The sequence below is a fragment of the Niabella insulisoli genome (assembly GCF_039652435.2).
In the GTDB taxonomy this organism is placed as follows: domain Bacteria; phylum Bacteroidota; class Bacteroidia; order Chitinophagales; family Chitinophagaceae; genus Niabella; species Niabella insulamsoli.
This window is the reverse complement of sequence record NZ_CP190246.1, coordinates 1,970,005-1,985,089: the sequence shown is the minus strand read 5'-3', so window position 1 is coordinate 1,985,089 and position 15,085 is coordinate 1,970,005. Positions and strand designations below refer to the sequence as shown.

15 protein-coding genes are annotated in these 15,085 nt (G+C 43.4%); 10 read left to right on the top strand and 5 right to left on the bottom strand.

Annotated elements, in window-relative coordinates; translation table 11 throughout:
* Nucleotides 1-54 precede the first annotated feature (54 nt).
* Complete coding sequence (locus ABDK00_RS08465; protein ID WP_428400504.1) at nucleotides 55-1,353, top strand: 3-deoxy-D-manno-octulosonic acid transferase; 1,299 nt, start codon at nucleotides 55-57, stop codon at nucleotides 1,351-1,353.
* Here the strand turns inward: ABDK00_RS08465 and ABDK00_RS08460 are convergent.
* Nucleotides 1,334-2,047 carry a hypothetical protein gene (locus tag ABDK00_RS08460; protein ID WP_346238483.1) on the bottom strand — a complete coding sequence of 238 codons (714 nt, stop codon included), beginning with the start codon at nucleotides 2,045-2,047 and terminating at the stop codon, nucleotides 1,334-1,336. The two genes, ABDK00_RS08465 and ABDK00_RS08460, sit on opposite strands and share 20 nt — an antisense overlap.
* A 231-nt stretch (nucleotides 2,048-2,278) precedes the next feature.
* On the opposite strand from ABDK00_RS08460, the gene ABDK00_RS08455 reads away from it, so the two are divergent.
* Together ABDK00_RS08455 and ABDK00_RS08450 are read left to right on the top strand one after the other, a co-directional pair.
* Nucleotides 2,279-2,854 carry a thymidine kinase gene (locus ABDK00_RS08455; protein ID WP_346238484.1) on the top strand — a complete coding sequence of 192 codons (576 nt, stop codon included), beginning with the start codon at nucleotides 2,279-2,281 and terminating at the stop codon, nucleotides 2,852-2,854.
* The gene (locus ABDK00_RS08450) at nucleotides 2,851-3,498 is read left to right on the top strand and encodes a heme exporter protein CcmB (protein ID WP_346238485.1); all 648 of its coding nucleotides are present in this window, start codon (nucleotides 2,851-2,853) and stop codon (nucleotides 3,496-3,498) included. Before ABDK00_RS08455 ends, ABDK00_RS08450 begins: the two co-directional genes overlap by 4 nt.
* A gap of 17 nt (nucleotides 3,499-3,515) precedes the next feature.
* Here the strand turns inward: ABDK00_RS08450 and ABDK00_RS08445 are convergent, their stop codons facing one another.
* Entirely contained in the window at nucleotides 3,516-3,782 is a 267-nt protein-coding gene (locus ABDK00_RS08445; protein WP_346238486.1) for a hypothetical protein, read from the bottom strand.
* 168 nt (nucleotides 3,783-3,950) lie between these two features.
* Between ABDK00_RS08445 and ABDK00_RS08440 the strand changes: the two genes are divergently transcribed.
* From ABDK00_RS08440 to ABDK00_RS08430, 3 genes are all read left to right on the top strand, one after another.
* On the top strand, nucleotides 3,951-4,643 hold the full coding sequence (locus tag ABDK00_RS08440; protein WP_346238487.1) for an ABC transporter permease: 693 nt from the start codon (nucleotides 3,951-3,953) through the stop codon (nucleotides 4,641-4,643).
* Nucleotides 4,644-4,650: 7 nt separating this feature from the next.
* Nucleotides 4,651-4,848, top strand: coding sequence for a CcmD family protein (locus ABDK00_RS08435; protein WP_346238488.1), 198 nt, complete (start codon nucleotides 4,651-4,653; stop codon nucleotides 4,846-4,848).
* Between the two features lie 160 nt (nucleotides 4,849-5,008).
* Complete coding sequence (locus tag ABDK00_RS08430) at nucleotides 5,009-6,430, top strand: Glu/Leu/Phe/Val dehydrogenase (RefSeq protein ID WP_346238489.1); 1,422 nt, start codon at nucleotides 5,009-5,011, stop codon at nucleotides 6,428-6,430.
* A 545-nt stretch (nucleotides 6,431-6,975) separates the two neighbouring features.
* On the opposite strand, the gene ABDK00_RS08425 is transcribed toward ABDK00_RS08430, so the two are convergent.
* Nucleotides 6,976-7,974: a YihY/virulence factor BrkB family protein gene (locus ABDK00_RS08425; protein ID WP_346238490.1), complete on the bottom strand. Its 999-nt coding sequence runs from the start codon at nucleotides 7,972-7,974 to the stop codon at nucleotides 6,976-6,978.
* Between the two features lie 131 nt (nucleotides 7,975-8,105).
* On the opposite strand from ABDK00_RS08425, the gene ABDK00_RS08420 reads away from it, so the two are divergent.
* Nucleotides 8,106-8,528, top strand: coding sequence for a hypothetical protein (locus tag ABDK00_RS08420; RefSeq protein WP_346238491.1), 423 nt, complete (start codon nucleotides 8,106-8,108; stop codon nucleotides 8,526-8,528).
* 56 nt (nucleotides 8,529-8,584) lie between these two features.
* Here the strand turns inward: ABDK00_RS08420 and ABDK00_RS08415 are convergent, their stop codons facing one another.
* Nucleotides 8,585-8,890, bottom strand: a complete 306-nt coding sequence (locus ABDK00_RS08415; protein ID WP_346238492.1) for an SOS response-associated peptidase family protein — start codon at nucleotides 8,888-8,890, stop codon at nucleotides 8,585-8,587.
* 649 nt (nucleotides 8,891-9,539) lie between these two features.
* On the opposite strand from ABDK00_RS08415, the gene ABDK00_RS08410 reads away from it, so the two are divergent.
* Nucleotides 9,540-9,743, top strand: a complete 204-nt coding sequence (locus ABDK00_RS08410; RefSeq protein ID WP_346238493.1) for a hypothetical protein — start codon at nucleotides 9,540-9,542, stop codon at nucleotides 9,741-9,743.
* A gap of 32 nt (nucleotides 9,744-9,775) precedes the next feature.
* Here the strand turns inward: ABDK00_RS08410 and ABDK00_RS08405 are convergent, their stop codons facing one another.
* Complete coding sequence (locus tag ABDK00_RS08405) at nucleotides 9,776-10,006, bottom strand: hypothetical protein (RefSeq protein ID WP_346238494.1); 231 nt, start codon at nucleotides 10,004-10,006, stop codon at nucleotides 9,776-9,778.
* Nucleotides 10,007-10,569: 563 nt separating this feature from the next.
* Here ABDK00_RS08405 and ABDK00_RS08400 point away from each other — a divergent pair.
* Together ABDK00_RS08400 and ABDK00_RS08395 are read left to right on the top strand one after the other, a co-directional pair.
* Complete coding sequence (locus ABDK00_RS08400; RefSeq protein WP_346238495.1) at nucleotides 10,570-11,802, top strand: hypothetical protein; 1,233 nt, start codon at nucleotides 10,570-10,572, stop codon at nucleotides 11,800-11,802.
* A 27-nt stretch (nucleotides 11,803-11,829) separates the two neighbouring features.
* Nucleotides 11,830-15,006, top strand: coding sequence for a SusC/RagA family TonB-linked outer membrane protein (locus ABDK00_RS08395; RefSeq protein WP_346238496.1), 3,177 nt, complete (start codon nucleotides 11,830-11,832; stop codon nucleotides 15,004-15,006).
* Nucleotides 15,007-15,085 lie beyond the last annotated feature (79 nt).

The following is a 15,085-nucleotide window of genomic DNA, read 5'->3' as shown; positions in this document are numbered from 1 at the left end:
AATTTCTGTTTTTTAGGTCGCCAAAAGTAATAAAATAAAAAGCAATAACGCCGTTTGCCTTTACTTTTGCCTGAAAGTGAACAGGATTTGGACGTATTCTTTTATCATATTTTTTTGAGAATTTATCAACTGGGCATCCGCCTGGCGTCATTCTTTAACCCCAAAGCTAAACGCTGGATCGACGGGCGGAAAAACATTTTTGACCGCATGCGGGAAGAACTGCCACCCGGCGGCCCTATCATCTGGATGCATTGCGCTTCCCTGGGCGAATTTGAGCAGGGCCGGCCTGTTTTAGAAAAATTAAAAGCAGATTTTCCTACGCACAAAATCTTTCTTAGTTTTTTTTCCCCTTCGGGATATGAAGTAAGAAAAAATTATAACGGCGCCGACTGGGTGTACTATTTGCCGCTCGACACCCCGGCAAATGCGAAACAATTTATTGAGATTTTAAAGCCGCAACTGGTAATTTTTGTGAAGTATGAATATTGGTATAACTATCTCAACGAATTGAAGCGCCGCCATATCCCAACGCTTTTAATATCCGCTATTTTTAGAAAAGATGCGATTTTTTTTAAGTGGTATGGAAGCCTGCATCGCAGGATGGTTCGGTGCTTCAGTCATATATTTGTTCAAACAGATGATAGTTTTCATCGAATACAAACCATTGTTCCGCCAGCAAAACTAACCTGTGCCGGCGACACCCGGTTTGATCGCGTGGCTGCCATTGCCGCGGATTTTACACCGCTACCCGTCATTGAAAAATTCTTGGCTGACAACAAAAATGCGTTTGTCATTGTCGCCGGCAGCACCTGGCCCGAGGATGAAACCATGCTTCAACGCCTGTTCGCAGGCCATCAGGAAATCGTACTGATTATTGCTCCGCATGAGGTCGACGCGGAACACATTCATATGTTGAAAGGCGGTTTCCCGGGCGCTGCCCTATATTCTGAAAAAGAAAAGAACGGTGCATCGGCTACTATGGCGCAAGAGTCAAAAGTTTTAATCATTGATAATATAGGCATGTTATCGAGGCTGTATCAATATGCGACGGTTGCTTATGTTGGTGGCGGCTTTAATAAATCCGGCATCCACAATACGCTTGAAGCGGCCGTTTATGGAAAGCCGGTCGTTTTTGGGCCTCATTATCAAAAATTTGCTGAAGCCAGGGGGCTTATTGAACAAAAAGCAGGCATCAGCTATGCAACTGAAGCGCAATTCGTAAAAGTGATGGAAAATTTCCTATCTGACCCCGAATGGGTATCAGCGTATGGAGCCAACGCTAAAAAATTTGTCAGCGATAACCTGGGCGCTACGGATCAGATCTTAAACTGGATCAGGCAAACCTTCGCTTAACGAGCTGCTCAAATTGCTGTACCACCGGATTACCGGCCAGCCAACCATTCTTCGTTCGCAGTTCGCGCCTGATCCAATATTCGGCCTGCGCCAGCGAATTAAAATTATTAATTGTTTTGATACTTCGCTCAAACATCACCTCATCTCCGCGAAACAATTCTTTCACAAAAACGATTTTATCCTGGGCGTTAATAGCTTTATTCAGGTCTTTTACCGCATTTTTGCTGGCCTTCGGCGCTTGCCGGGCCGCGCGCGAACCCGATTTGCCCTGGCGCGCCAAAGTAGGGAGTTCGCTGGCTTCCTCTTCGGCCGGCTCTTTAAAACTAAGCGTAGCCTGGGGCTGCTTCCCCTTCTTGGCCTCTTTTTGATATTTCATCAATTCTTCATAACTCGGCACATTGCTGGCAGGTTCGGCATTGCCTTCCTCTTCGGGATTGGGCTCAACAATCAATTCAAAATATTCTTTTTCGGCATTTCCTTCTTTTTCCGAGGTGCCCGCCATGGCAGCGGGCTGCAAAGGCTTCGCATTGGGAACGATAACGGAGATGCCGCTGGTTCCTAACACGTCCACTTCCCTGATCGTACCGGTCAGCTCATTTTGAAGTAATTGCACCGTACTCAGCAGCTGAGCCGGCGGCACTTTGTTTTTAAATTGTTGATTCAATTGCTCTATCAGTCGTCCGATTCTTTCCATTATCTATTTTTAATTATCGCAGTACTCATCAGCAAAAACAATACCTGATTATATACTATTTTACGCTAACCTTTAAAGAGATGCAAATCCATTCACTAATAGTTTAACGCAAAAAAATTTAGTAAATGATGATTGAGAGATGTTATTTTTGAGCGTTTTTAAATTTGTAGTAAATACGTCAATATAACAGCAATTATTGCGTTTGAAAAGCGAAAGATACAAATATTAACAATGTTTATTGAACCCAATCTAAGTGGAGAGCGGCGTGGATGGATCGAAGTAATTTGCGGTTCCATGTTCAGCGGAAAAACCGAGGAGTTGATCCGGCGGTTGAAGCGGGTAAAATTCGCCAATCTGAAAGTTGAAATATTTAAACCCGCGCTGGATACGCGCTACGACGAATTGAATATTGTGTCGCACGATACCAACGCTATTCATTCTACGCCGATCGACCATTCGCAGAAATTATTATTGATGGCGCATGGAGTGGATGTGGTGGGCATCGATGAGGCGCAGTTTTTTGATGCGGGCCTGCCCGAGGTTTGCGATCAACTGGCCTATCAGGGCCTTCGGGTCATCGTAGCCGGCCTTGATATGGACTTTACGGGAAAGCCCTTCGGGCAAATGCCCTTTCTGTTGGCAAAGGCGGACTACGTGACCAAGCTTCACGCCATTTGTGTCAAGTGCGGCAATATTGCGAATTACTCTTACCGAAAAATTCCGGATGAGGACCAGATCATGCTGGGCGCCACCGATGTTTATGAGCCGCGTTGCAGGGTATGTTATAACGATAAATCAAAAAGTTGAAACCCATCATCACTTTACTAAAGAAGGAGCTCCTGCTCGAAGTGCGCCAACAGTATGGCTTTTACGGCATTCTCTTATATATGGGCGCCACCATCTTCGTTTTATTCCTGGCGATAGAAGAACCGGAAGAAGAAATATGGAATGGATTGTTTTGGGTGATCCAGTTATTTATTTGCGTAAATGCTGTGGCCCGCAGTTTCATGCAGGAAAGCAAGGCCCGGATGTTATACTTTTATTCGATCACCTCCCCTACGCATTTTATAATTGCTAAACTATTGTTTAACTGCCTGTTAATGCTCGTGATGACGACCATTAGCCTGGGCCTGTTTTTCGCGTTTATCGGAAATCCGGTTACCAAAACACTGCCCTTCCTGGGTTTGGCGCTGCTGGGTGGATTGAGCCTGAGCATGGTTTTTACTTTTCTGGCAGCCATAGCGGCGAAGGCCAAACAAAATGCGGCGATCATGGCCGTGCTGGGCTTTCCGCTTATTGTGCCCCAACTGATGTTATTGATGAAATTATCCAAAGCCGCTTTTGACAGCAACATCGCCTTTCAATGGAATGATGTTTTGCTGCTCATCGCTTTAGATGGCCTGGTAGGCCTGCTTTCCGTTATCCTTTTCCCTTTTCTGTGGAAGGATTAATAACGGTAGCGTATGCATCAAAACGTGAAATATAAAATAAGTGCGGGCAGCGCAGCAAGGCTCAAAAAAACCAGGTAAGCGTTTTCCCTTGTTTGCCAATATTTGATAATAAAACCAGCCGAAGCCACTGCTGCAAATAAAATGGTGCCCCCTAAAAAAAACAGCGGCGAGAAGTCGCAGCGGCCTTCCGGCACGGGAGTTGGCCGGTAAAACGACCCAAGCCAAAAAATCCACCACAGAAAATAGATGGAAAGCAAGGCTATCGAAAGTTTATGGTATTTCATCGCCAGGTTGTTTTTTGTTGATACGAAAAATTCAAAAAAGTAACCTTTGGCGAAGCCGGGCAAAGGCCGGATGTCAACTCAGGAGCCGTTTTTTTTAAGAGCCCTCCCCGCCAGATAATATAAACCTTTCACTTACTTTTGTGTTTATCAACTTAAAGTGATTCTTGTATGCGCAAATGGTGGTGGAAAATACTTTGTGTTCTTTTATTGATCTATGCCGTTGTCGGCGGTTTATTAGTTAAAATTCCAAACCTTCCTGTCTTAGGCGAAACCATCCGGAACCTTTTTTATCATGTAGGCATGTGGGCTGCCATGTTTGTGCTTTTTACCTGCTCGCTGGTGCATTCCATCCGCTACCTGAGCAAAGGGAATTTAAAGAATGATATTGCCGCCAGCCAATATGCTTCGGTGGGTATTGTTTTTGGTTTGCTCGGCTACGCCACGGGCGCTGTTTGGGCGAGCTACACCTGGGCAGATCCCAATAATCCCGCCTTCGATTCTTTTAGCGCCGTGGCCCGCGAACCCAAATTGATTGGAACGGCGGTAGCGCTGCTGATCTATTTTGCCTATTTTATTTTAAGAAGTTCGATACAAGACATGGATCAAAAAGCACGCATCAGCGCGGTGTATAATATTTTTGCGTTTGCGATGTTGTTTCCGACCATTATGATCGTACCCAGATTGTTGCCCAGTTTACACCCGGGCCAGGATGGCAACCCGGCTTTGAATTTTAAAGATGCCAGCCCCGAAATGCGAATGATCGAATACCCCGCTTTTATTGGCTGGGCTTTGCTGGGCGTTTGGATCGCAACAATAAAAATCAGGTTACATTATACCAAAGAGAAGTACTTTATTAAATAGATGTTATATGAAATGGTTGATGGTGTTGTTATGTTGCTTACCCCTGCTTGCCAGCGCGCAGCCTTCCGAAAATCTGATGTATAGCAACGGAAGGATTTATGTGGTCATTGTGGTCATGCTGATTATTTTGCTGGGCCTGGTTCTATATCTGGTAAGGCTTGAACGAAAAATAAAAAAAATAGAAGATAAAGATCAGCAGGTATAGGCGGCAGCTGCTTATTGTATGCTCTTTTTCAGGTGAAATTGCTAACCGGCATCTTGTTTAATAATGGGTGCGTCTATTATATTTGTAACCTGTAAATAGGTATTAACCATTTTGTTAATGATTAAATATTATCTTGCCAAAACATTGAAAAATCCGATCTATGTCAGAAAACAACGAGTACAGCTTTTATGCAGCCGTAGTAAAAAGTTTTAAAAAAGCAGCCGAATTCACCAAATGGGATAAAGGCCTGCTGGAGCAAATCAGCGCCTGCAATGCTGTTTACCGCATGCGGTTCCCTGTCAAAAAAGAAGATGGCTCTATCGAAGTAATCGAAGCCTATCGCGTACAACATTCTCACCACAAAACACCCTGCAAAGGCGGGATCCGCTTTTCGATGGCTGTAAACCAGGATGAAGTAATGGCTTTGGCCGCGCTGATGACTTACAAATGCGCCATCGTGAATGTACCTTTTGGCGGCGGTAAGGGCGGGATCAAAATTGATCCAAAAAAATACACGCCCTATGAGTTGGAAAAAATTACACGCCGTTACACTTCAGAGCTGATTAAGAAAAATTTTATAGGGCCGGCCGTTGACGTACCGGCTCCCGACTACGGCACCGGCGAAAGAGAAATGGCCTGGATCGTGGATACCTACGCTGCCATGCACACGCACGATATTGATGCCGCCGGATGTGTTACCGGAAAGCCTGTTTCGCAAGGCGGCGTTCGCGGAAGAAAAGAGGCGACAGGGCTGGGTGTATTTTATGGGTTGAAAGAAGTGCTTTCCATGGAGGAGGAAATGTCGAAGCGCGGGCTCACCCCGGGCGTTGCGGGAAAAAGAATTGTAATCCAGGGCCTGGGGAATGTGGGTTATCATAGCGCTAAATTTTTCAGGGATGCCGGCGCCGTTATTGTTGGCGTGGCCGAGTATGAGGGTTCAATTTCCAAACCGGACGGCATACATGTTGATGAATTACTCGAGTTCAGAAAAAGAACCGGTTCGATACTCAACTTCCCCAGCGCCGTGAATCTCGAAAATAACAAAGCAGCTTTGGAACTCGATTGCGATGTGCTCATACCGGCAGCCCTCGAAAATGTGATCGACGGGGAAAATGCGCCACGCATCAAAGCCAAAATTGTAGGCGAAGCCGCAAACGGCCCGCTGACGCCGGAAGCCGATGAAATTCTTTTACAGAAAGGGGTTTTAGTAGTACCCGATATGTATTTAAATGCCGGCGGTGTGACCGTCTCCTATTTTGAATGGCTGAAGAATCTTAGCCATGTTCGCTATGGCCGCATGGAAAAGCGTTTTAACGAAAATATGAACGCCAGGATTTTGCAGGAAATTGAAGATCTTACCGGCAAGAAAGTAAATGAAAGCAGCAAGACCTTCATCAACCACGGCGCTGATGAAGTGGAGCTTGTGTATAGTGGATTGGAAGAAACCATGATTACCGCTACGCGGGAAATAATGGCCGAATGGAAGGCCAATGACCATATTCCGGATATGCGGACGGCGGCTTATGTGGTAGCAATTAATAAAGTAGCCACAACCTATGCCGAGTTAGGCATCTTCCCATAATAAAAAATTCTTGCATAAAAAAAGGGGCTGTCTCAACCGTAAATTGAGATAGCCTCTTTTTTTGCTTTCAGATTTTTGTTAGTCTTTTTCTAAGGGTTATAGAAGATCACTTGAGCTCCTTAATGATGAATAACCTTTATTGTTTTTGAGATTGTTTTAATGCCGTCCTTGTCTACCTGTGCAACCCTAACAAAGAGTGAAGAAGTGGTATCGTACGTCATAGGCATTCCCTTCTTACTGCAACTCCAAAAGGAGATCATCCATACCGAAGAAAATTGGGCAGCATCAAAACTTGCCCCGCTTGAACATCATTTTTCGGAAGCGCAGCGAATTGATATCCTTTTAGACGCAAATTCTTAAACGAGTATTACCCTGTTGGTTACACGTGAATAATACTAAATACCCCCTACCCGTGGGCTCTGTTCTACTTTATCTTATATCTGAACCGGATAGCGGTGTGCACCATCCAAACTCCCGGCCGGCTTAACCATTCATAGGTTGGACATCCCACAAAAGTAGGGCCATGCCCTGGCAGCTGGGGCAGGTCATTTACCTGGTTTTTCAGGTCGTTCTGCGTCAACTTCAGCTTCGGCCTGCTGCACCGTTTTACTGCCCGTTTCCACCACTACTTCTTTGACCGTTACAGCATAGTCGCTTGGATGAATCGCGTCGCCATAATTGATGGCATAAGCTTTTGTAAATTCAGCGCCCAAATACAGGATAATGGACGAATAATAGATCCAAACGATTAATACAACCAGTGAGCCCGCGGCCCCATAGGTACTTCCCACTTGTGTTTTTGATATATAAATAGAAATCCCGAACTTACCCAGCATGAATAGCAGGGCGGTTATGAATGCCCCCGCAAAAATGTCTTTCCACTTAATGCGCGCATCCGGCAGTACTTTAAATATAACACCGAAAATAAGCATGCAGATAATCAGTGTCAGTAACAGGTTGACCACATAAAATACCAGCACCGTAACATCGGGAAACCTTGCCTGCAGGCGCTCGCTGATTCCTTCCACAATGCCCGACAGGGTGAGCGATACCAATAATAAAAAACCGAGGCTGATAATGACCGAAAAAGAAAGAAACCTGTTTTGCAGCATTTTCAGCCATCCCCGCTTGGGCTTGGCTTTGATACCCCAAATCGTATTAATGGAATCCTGGATTTCCCCGAAAACTGTTGTGGCTCCAATTAATAGTGTGATGGCTCCAATAATCGCCGCCAGGTTGCTTTTCCCGCTCAACGAAGCATTTTTAATAATTTCCTGCAATTGGGCAGCCGTATCCTGGCCCACAAACCCGCTCAGCACCCTGCCGATTTCTCCTTCTACCGCTTCCTTTTCCAGGAAAAAACCGCATAAAAAAATGATCATTACCAACAAGGGGCCCATCGAAAAAACAGTATAATAAGCCAGGGAGCCACTTAGCTTGGTGACTTTATGCTCAGAAAATCCTGCAAAGGTTTCTTTCAACACTTTCCAGATGCCGCGTAGGGTTAATTTCTTTTGTGGCGGGGGTTGCGTATTAGCTTGCATACTTTACATCATTTGAAAGGCTTTATTGAATATCAACTTAAATCGTACCAAACATGAAAAATTTAAAATTACTTATCTAAACCTTTCTCCTATTTAGTCATACTTGGCGCGAATGTTGAATTATCCGCAATATGATAAAAAAATTTATAGCGGGATTGGGAGGCGCTATCGCTTTAAACCTCATCCACGAAATAGTAAGAAAAACCGATGCCCATGCCCCTCATGTAAATGAATTGGGCGAAGAAGCTTTAGAAAAAGGCCTGCGGCGGATAAACAGGAAAATAAATAACCCCGAACACCGGAATTTAGCTACTTTAGGAGCGGATGTGGCCTCGAATACACTCTATTATGCAGCTACGGCTACAACAGCTGCTGCACCGCTTTCTGGCATGGTAGCAGGAGTCGCTACTCTTTTACTGCCAAAATATGTAGGGTTAAACCCGGCGCCCGTAAATGCTTCGCCTAAAAAAAAAGCGCTGACCATTGGCTATTACCTGGCAGGCGCTATGATTTGCCGGTACATTTTTAGAAAGCTCGATAGGAAAGTAAACTAAGAGGCCGAGGCTATTTTTAGGGGCTTTAACGCTGCCGTTAAAACGCTCTAAAATTATCAATCCGGATTCGCCTCCCCCAGCGCGGGCAATTTTTCCCATTCCCAGTAGCTGTCTTTGGGAGCCCCATCCGGCCTCATTTTGGCGGTCCTGATCGTAAATACAGGGTGATAGTCTAGTTCCTCTGAAGGCATTTCATAATTAAGTATTTCGGCATATCGCTCCGGAGTTAAATCTTCACTTAAAAATTCTTTGCTTAGCTCAAAAGGAAGGAAGAGCGGCATCCTATTTGTATTTTCGCCGCTATTGTGGATATGACGCATCACCTCATTGGCAGCCCGCGTAATCATTCCGAATGTTGCCATCTCTATAACTTCGCCCGTTTCTTTATCGGCAATTTATGATTTCGATGATCAAAAGAAAGATTGCTGCTATGTAGTTTTAGTGGAAGACAAAAAAGTAGCCCTCAGCTATAATCTTCAAAATGAATGTTGGGAAGAATCCAATGGTAGCTGTACACCATTGTCGAAGAAATGTGGTCAAATTATTTCGGATTATTTCAGCTGATGTGTGTTTGTCTAAAAATATCCGGCCTCAAAATATAAACAGACCATTTTAGCATTGTGAGCCTCGCGATAATCACCGTATAATGTCTCAGCATGAAATAAAATTAGCCCTCCCCTAGAAAAGGTCGGGCTTTGCTAATCTATGAAAACGTTTAAATAAATATCGACGGCTTACGCCAACGACCAAAACAATATTTGCCAAATTGTCTAGACATACCCATGCTGTTCAAACGAAAAAAAGAAAAATAAGTTTCGGTACCGCAGCGAATACTTTTCAGATTCCAACTTAGATGTGCTCAATATTTCAATAGGTTAGGCTCATTTCAGTTAGCGGAAAATAAAGATATAAAAAATTATCGGCAATTTCGACATTGACAAATTGTTGTCCTCCATTTATAGCAGGAAGTTTCTTGGGAATTACTTAAATTCAATGACACAAAACTGACTTATGCAACATTATCTTTTTGACGAATCGGAAGAACTGGAACACTACAAGCGGCTCCATAAAACGAGGTCGACAGCAATTTTTATCTTCTTTTTTGTAGGTATGGTATTAGGCGGTTTACTAACCTATAACCTCATTTATTTTGGGCAGATAGTTTTACCGGACAAGGCTATCGAAAATCAGCTCGACGCCGGACAGGAATTGTAGGGTTGCTGCCCATAAAATCTATTTCCAAAAAATCACCTTTTAATGTATTGGAAAAACTCAGAAAGAGAGATTTCTCTCGATCTACACATATTTTCGAGCGTGTATAAATTTATTTGGTAGTCTTTTTCTTCGATACCCATTATTTGTCTAACGGTCTTTTCATCAACGTCGTGGGCGTCTGCAAAAGAACGAATAGAACCTTTCCATTTTGAGATCCATTCTTTTTTGATGTAGTTACAAATATCGACGCTTAGCTCCCGCATTCGACAAAAAAAAGCCCTTATAAAAAGAATATTGCGGACGCAAATCCGCATTTTATAAACTTTTTCATATATTTGATCTAATAAATAATTTTGCGACTACTTCATAAACGCATTTGAAGCATTCGCTAGAGTCTCGCTTTTGAAACCTGAGAAATTTCACAATGCAACGAGATGATAGGTTGAATGCCCACGTTACGGCGTGGGCTCTCTTATTCGTTGCAGGGTTTCTCAGGACCTCAAAAGCGGTAAGTTGGGCACCACGCTACTTTTTTTCCCCTAATTAAAAAAAGCGCCGAACCAATGACTCATTAATCTAACTGGAATGAGCCAACCCATTGCATACCATCAAAGCATTTTCTGCACCCGAAGTCATCAAGCTAAAACGGCTTTCCTATTTGCCTGCAAACCGCGGCAGCCGCAGTAACTTGTTTCAAATTTTTTCTGCCATGATATCACAGGGCCGGGGTCGACATGCTGTGACCATTCCAGGTTATTGTATTTTTCTCATGGATACAATCTAACCTGCCCGGCCCATTTTTAAAATAACTATACAATTTCTACCAATGAAAAAAATAGCGCTCACAAGCGTAGTGGCTTTCTTATGCCTTTTCTTAAAAGCCCAGGAAGGGACGACACGATTAACGCTCGGAAGCTCGGTCTCATCTTTTATGCATCAGTATTTCAAAGACCGTATATCCGACCAGGACTTGTTTAAACAACCGACGCTGATTACGTTTATCTCCTCCCACTGCAGTTCCTGTATTACGGCAATAAGGCAAACAGAACTGATGCAGTCAAAATTCCCCCAATTGAAAGCTGTATGGATTTTAGAGGGACCCGGCGACGAAAGGAGCTCCATCCAGAAGAGATTTAACAGACAGAATGTGATCCTTCTGTCATCTGACACGTCGCTGCACCATTTATTTCCACACATTTCTGTGCCGCATACAATTTGGATTAAGGATAACCAAATTCAGGCCATTACCAATGCCACTGAAGTCACCTATAATCAATTGTCCAATTGGTATGACGGCAACCCATTAAATCTTCCTTTAAAAAATGATTACGTTGAATACGAACCAACATCACCTTTACTACTTCAATCCCCTGATTCATCCAGATTTTTTGCACAAACAGTTGTAACCGGGCCGTTGCCCATCAGTAAGAATATTCTTTACGGGTCAGTTGAAATAAGTAAAAACAGGTTGAGAAAATACTTTATCAACATGAATTTACTACAAATGCTGCTCGTAGGCCTGAAGTTGCCAGCTAACCGCTTTTTCATTTATACAAACAAAGTCAATATATCCCCTACCGAAGTATCCCAACCTGAAAGACTTTGTTATGAAGCAATTTTACACCCCTCCTATAATAGAGAACTTTTCAAAAAGGAAATGTGTGCTAATCTCGGCAGTGCCACGCAACTTTCTATCTCTTATAAAGACAGCTTAATTGCATGCTTCCTTCTCAAATATGACAGTCTTGCATTGCATAATTTAAAATCTTCGGGAGGGCGCCCCTTAACCAAACGACCTACTCCTTCCAATCCTCGATTAGTCGTAAGCAACAAACCAATGTCTGAATTTATTAAAATATTGAATGCTGGAAAATTTGGAGAACACAGGCCGGTAATTGTTAGCGAAGCTAATGATACAACTCCGGTCGATATTCAACTTGATATTGAACCAGAGTTTTCATCAGCTTCCTTACAAATGGCGCTGCGGAAAATTGGGTTGACGTTGATACCCGTCCAACGTAGCTTACCTATCGTTGTCATAAAAGATATTAGGCACTAAATTATAAATCAAACTAAAAGCTTATTCATGATCAAACAAATGATACTAACCGTAATCCTGCTTTGCTCCTTATTAGCATCTTACTCCCAAGCTATTTACGGGGGTGTTGTTAAAGACGAAACGACAAACACTCCTGTTCCATATGTCACTGTTAAAAATGTATCAACAGGCGTTAATACGGTAACAAACAGCGATGGCTATTTTAAAATTCTAGCAAATATTGGGGATAGCCTGGCGTTGACCTCTGTTCATTATAAATCTAAGTTTTGCATTATAGAGCGCAGCAATGAAGAATTGTCTATTTTTCTATTACCACACCACACTGTTTTACAGGAAGTGGTTGTTAGTACCGGTTATCAGACTTTGCCCCGAGAGCGGAGTACGGGATCTTTTGTTGTTGTAGATAGTGCTTTATTCAACAGAGCGACAGGAGCGAATGTTTTAAACCGGCTCAACGGGGTAGCTGCCAGTCTGCTTTTCGACAAGGAAAATGGGCGGCCACCACTGACGATACGCGGCATCGGAACGTTAACCAACAACGCTAAAACTAGTCGGCCACTCATAGTTGTAGACAATTTCCCTTATGAAGGCGATATTGAAAATATTAACCCAAATGATGTGGAGTCTGTAACGTTATTGAGAGATGCTGCCGCTGCTTCCATTTGGGGAGCAAAAGCTGGGAATGGGGTCATTGTTATCACGACTAAAACATCAAAAATAAATCAGCCTTTACGATTTCAATTGAACGTAAACACCACCACGCAACAAAAGCCCAACCTATTCTATATACCTCAAATGCCTACTTCCGCTTTTATAGACATGGAACGTTTTCTTTTTGATAAAGGCTTTTACGACTCCGATTTAGCCGACGTAAGCGATCGGCAGATTATCTCCCCGGTCGTGGAAATACTCTCCCAGAAACGATTGGGTTTAATTAGCGAGGATGAAGCAATGTCACAAATAGAACCTCTTAGACAGTTAGATCTTCGCCGCGATATGGCTAAATATTTCTACCGCAGGAAATGGGAACAACAATATGCTTTATCAATGTCAGGGGGCGGCCGTAAATCCTCTTTCAGATTAGCAGCAGGTTATGACAAAACCCATGATAATCGTGTCAATAATATGAACGATAGAATAACAATTCACTCTACGCTATCAATACAACCCTTGCCGCGGCTTTCGATCCTTATGAAAAGCCAGGTCACTTTCAGTCAGGCAATAACCAATTGGCATGAACCTGATATTGGAAATCGGGTAAATTATCCATACCTCCAATTGGTTGACAGCGAGGGCAAGTCATTACCCTGGGTAAAAGATTTCCGGACGCTCTTTAAGGACACCGCAGGAGGTGGCAGGCTTTTGGATTGGCGTTACTACCCATTGGATGAATTACAAAATGCAGACAATCGAACCAGTCAAAAAGATGTCCTGTTTGTCGTCAACCCCTCTTGGCAGTTGACCAAATTTTTAAAAGCTGAGGCCATCTATCAGTTTAACTCAGCGACTGTTGAAGCAAAGAATATCTATACAGAGGAGCAATATTATACCCGCAACCTTATAAATCTTTACACAACTATCACCGAATCTGGATTGGAACGGGCCGTCCCGCGCGGCACGATCAGAGATTTTAATCATCAGCGCCTTTATTCCCATGCCGCACGAGGGCAGCTAAATTTTAACCATCGCATTAGTAAACACTCGTTGAATGCCATTACTGGAGCAGAAGTGAAAAAGACAATCAGGGAAGGAGAATCATTTCGCGTCTATGGAAGTAGTGAAAACCTCACCAGCATTCCGGTGGATTATGCCGCTTCACATCCCATTCTGTTTGGGCTACCTTATGATCCCCGTATTCCTTCCAACCTGAACTTAACCGGACTGGATGATCGAATGGTGTCGCTTTACGCAAATGCATCGTATGAATATGACCATCGATATATCTTTTCCGGCAGTGCCCGCAGAGACGCTTCTAATATACTGGGCGTCGCCACTAATAACAAATGGAAGCCGCTTTGGTCTTCCGGTTTTTCCTGGAATATCTCAAACGAAAGCTTTTATAACATAAGCTGGTTACCCACGCTTAAATATAGGCTCACTTATGGATATAGCGGAAACGTCAACAATGCCATTCCTGCCGTTACCACTTTGGAGTTTACTCAAATCAATCGACATCGGCTAAGCAATTTGCCTTATGCAGCCATCGACAATGTTTCAAATTCCAATCTAAGATGGGAGCAAATAGGAATGTTCAATACAGGCTTCGATTTTGCGACAACTGATCAACGGCTTAGTGGCTCTTTGGAATATTACATCAAAAAGTCAACAGATGTCATAGCCCCCGTTCCTGTAGATATCACTCAGACTGGGTTTAATACCCTGGAAAAAAATAGTGCGACGATGAAGGGCTACGGATGGGATTTGAGCATAAATACCATAAATATAAATGCTGCATTTAAATGGCAGACGAATCTGATTTATTCTCTGAATAAGGTAAAAGTAACAGAGATGCTTTATGAAAGAGAGCCTCGCTCTTTGATCTCCAATGGAACTGTTATGAGGCCTTTAGTTGGCCAGCCACCTTACCATATCATTAGTCTTAAGTGGGCGGGATTAAACCCCGAAAACGGCAATCCACGCGGCTATCTAAACGGTGAACTAAGCGAAAATTATCGCGAAATGACACGACCAGCCACACTGAATGACTTGGAAATCAGTGGTAGTGCAACGCCCACCCAATTTGGCGCCCTTCGCAATACATTTTCTTATAAAAGTTTATCTCTATCATGTAATTTCATTTACCGGCTGGGCTATTATATTCGTCGGCGTGGTTTAAGCTACACAGAGTTATTCGCAGGAGGACGCACCAATGCTGACTTTTTAAAACGCTGGCAGACACCAGGTGATGAGCTGCGCACACAAATCCCGTCCTTGGTTTACCCCACTGACAGCTATCGGGACAGATTTTTCCTTAATTCTGCAGCCACTGTTTATAAAGCAGACCATCTTCGATTTAACGATATACAATGCAACTATGAGCTTCCTACTTCTTTGCGGCATCCACAAAGGCAAGCTCGCATATACTTATACATAAGCAATCTGGGAATCATCTGGAAGGCTGATAAAAATGGAGCAGATCCAGAGTTTATCGAAAGCCCCCCTCCGCCCGTCTCATATACCATTGGATGCTCTGTGAACTTTTGATGATGCCCGTTCAGCCAGCCAAAAAGTTAACCCACAAAAAAAGCATACTAACATCGTTATAAGTTCATACAAATAAACT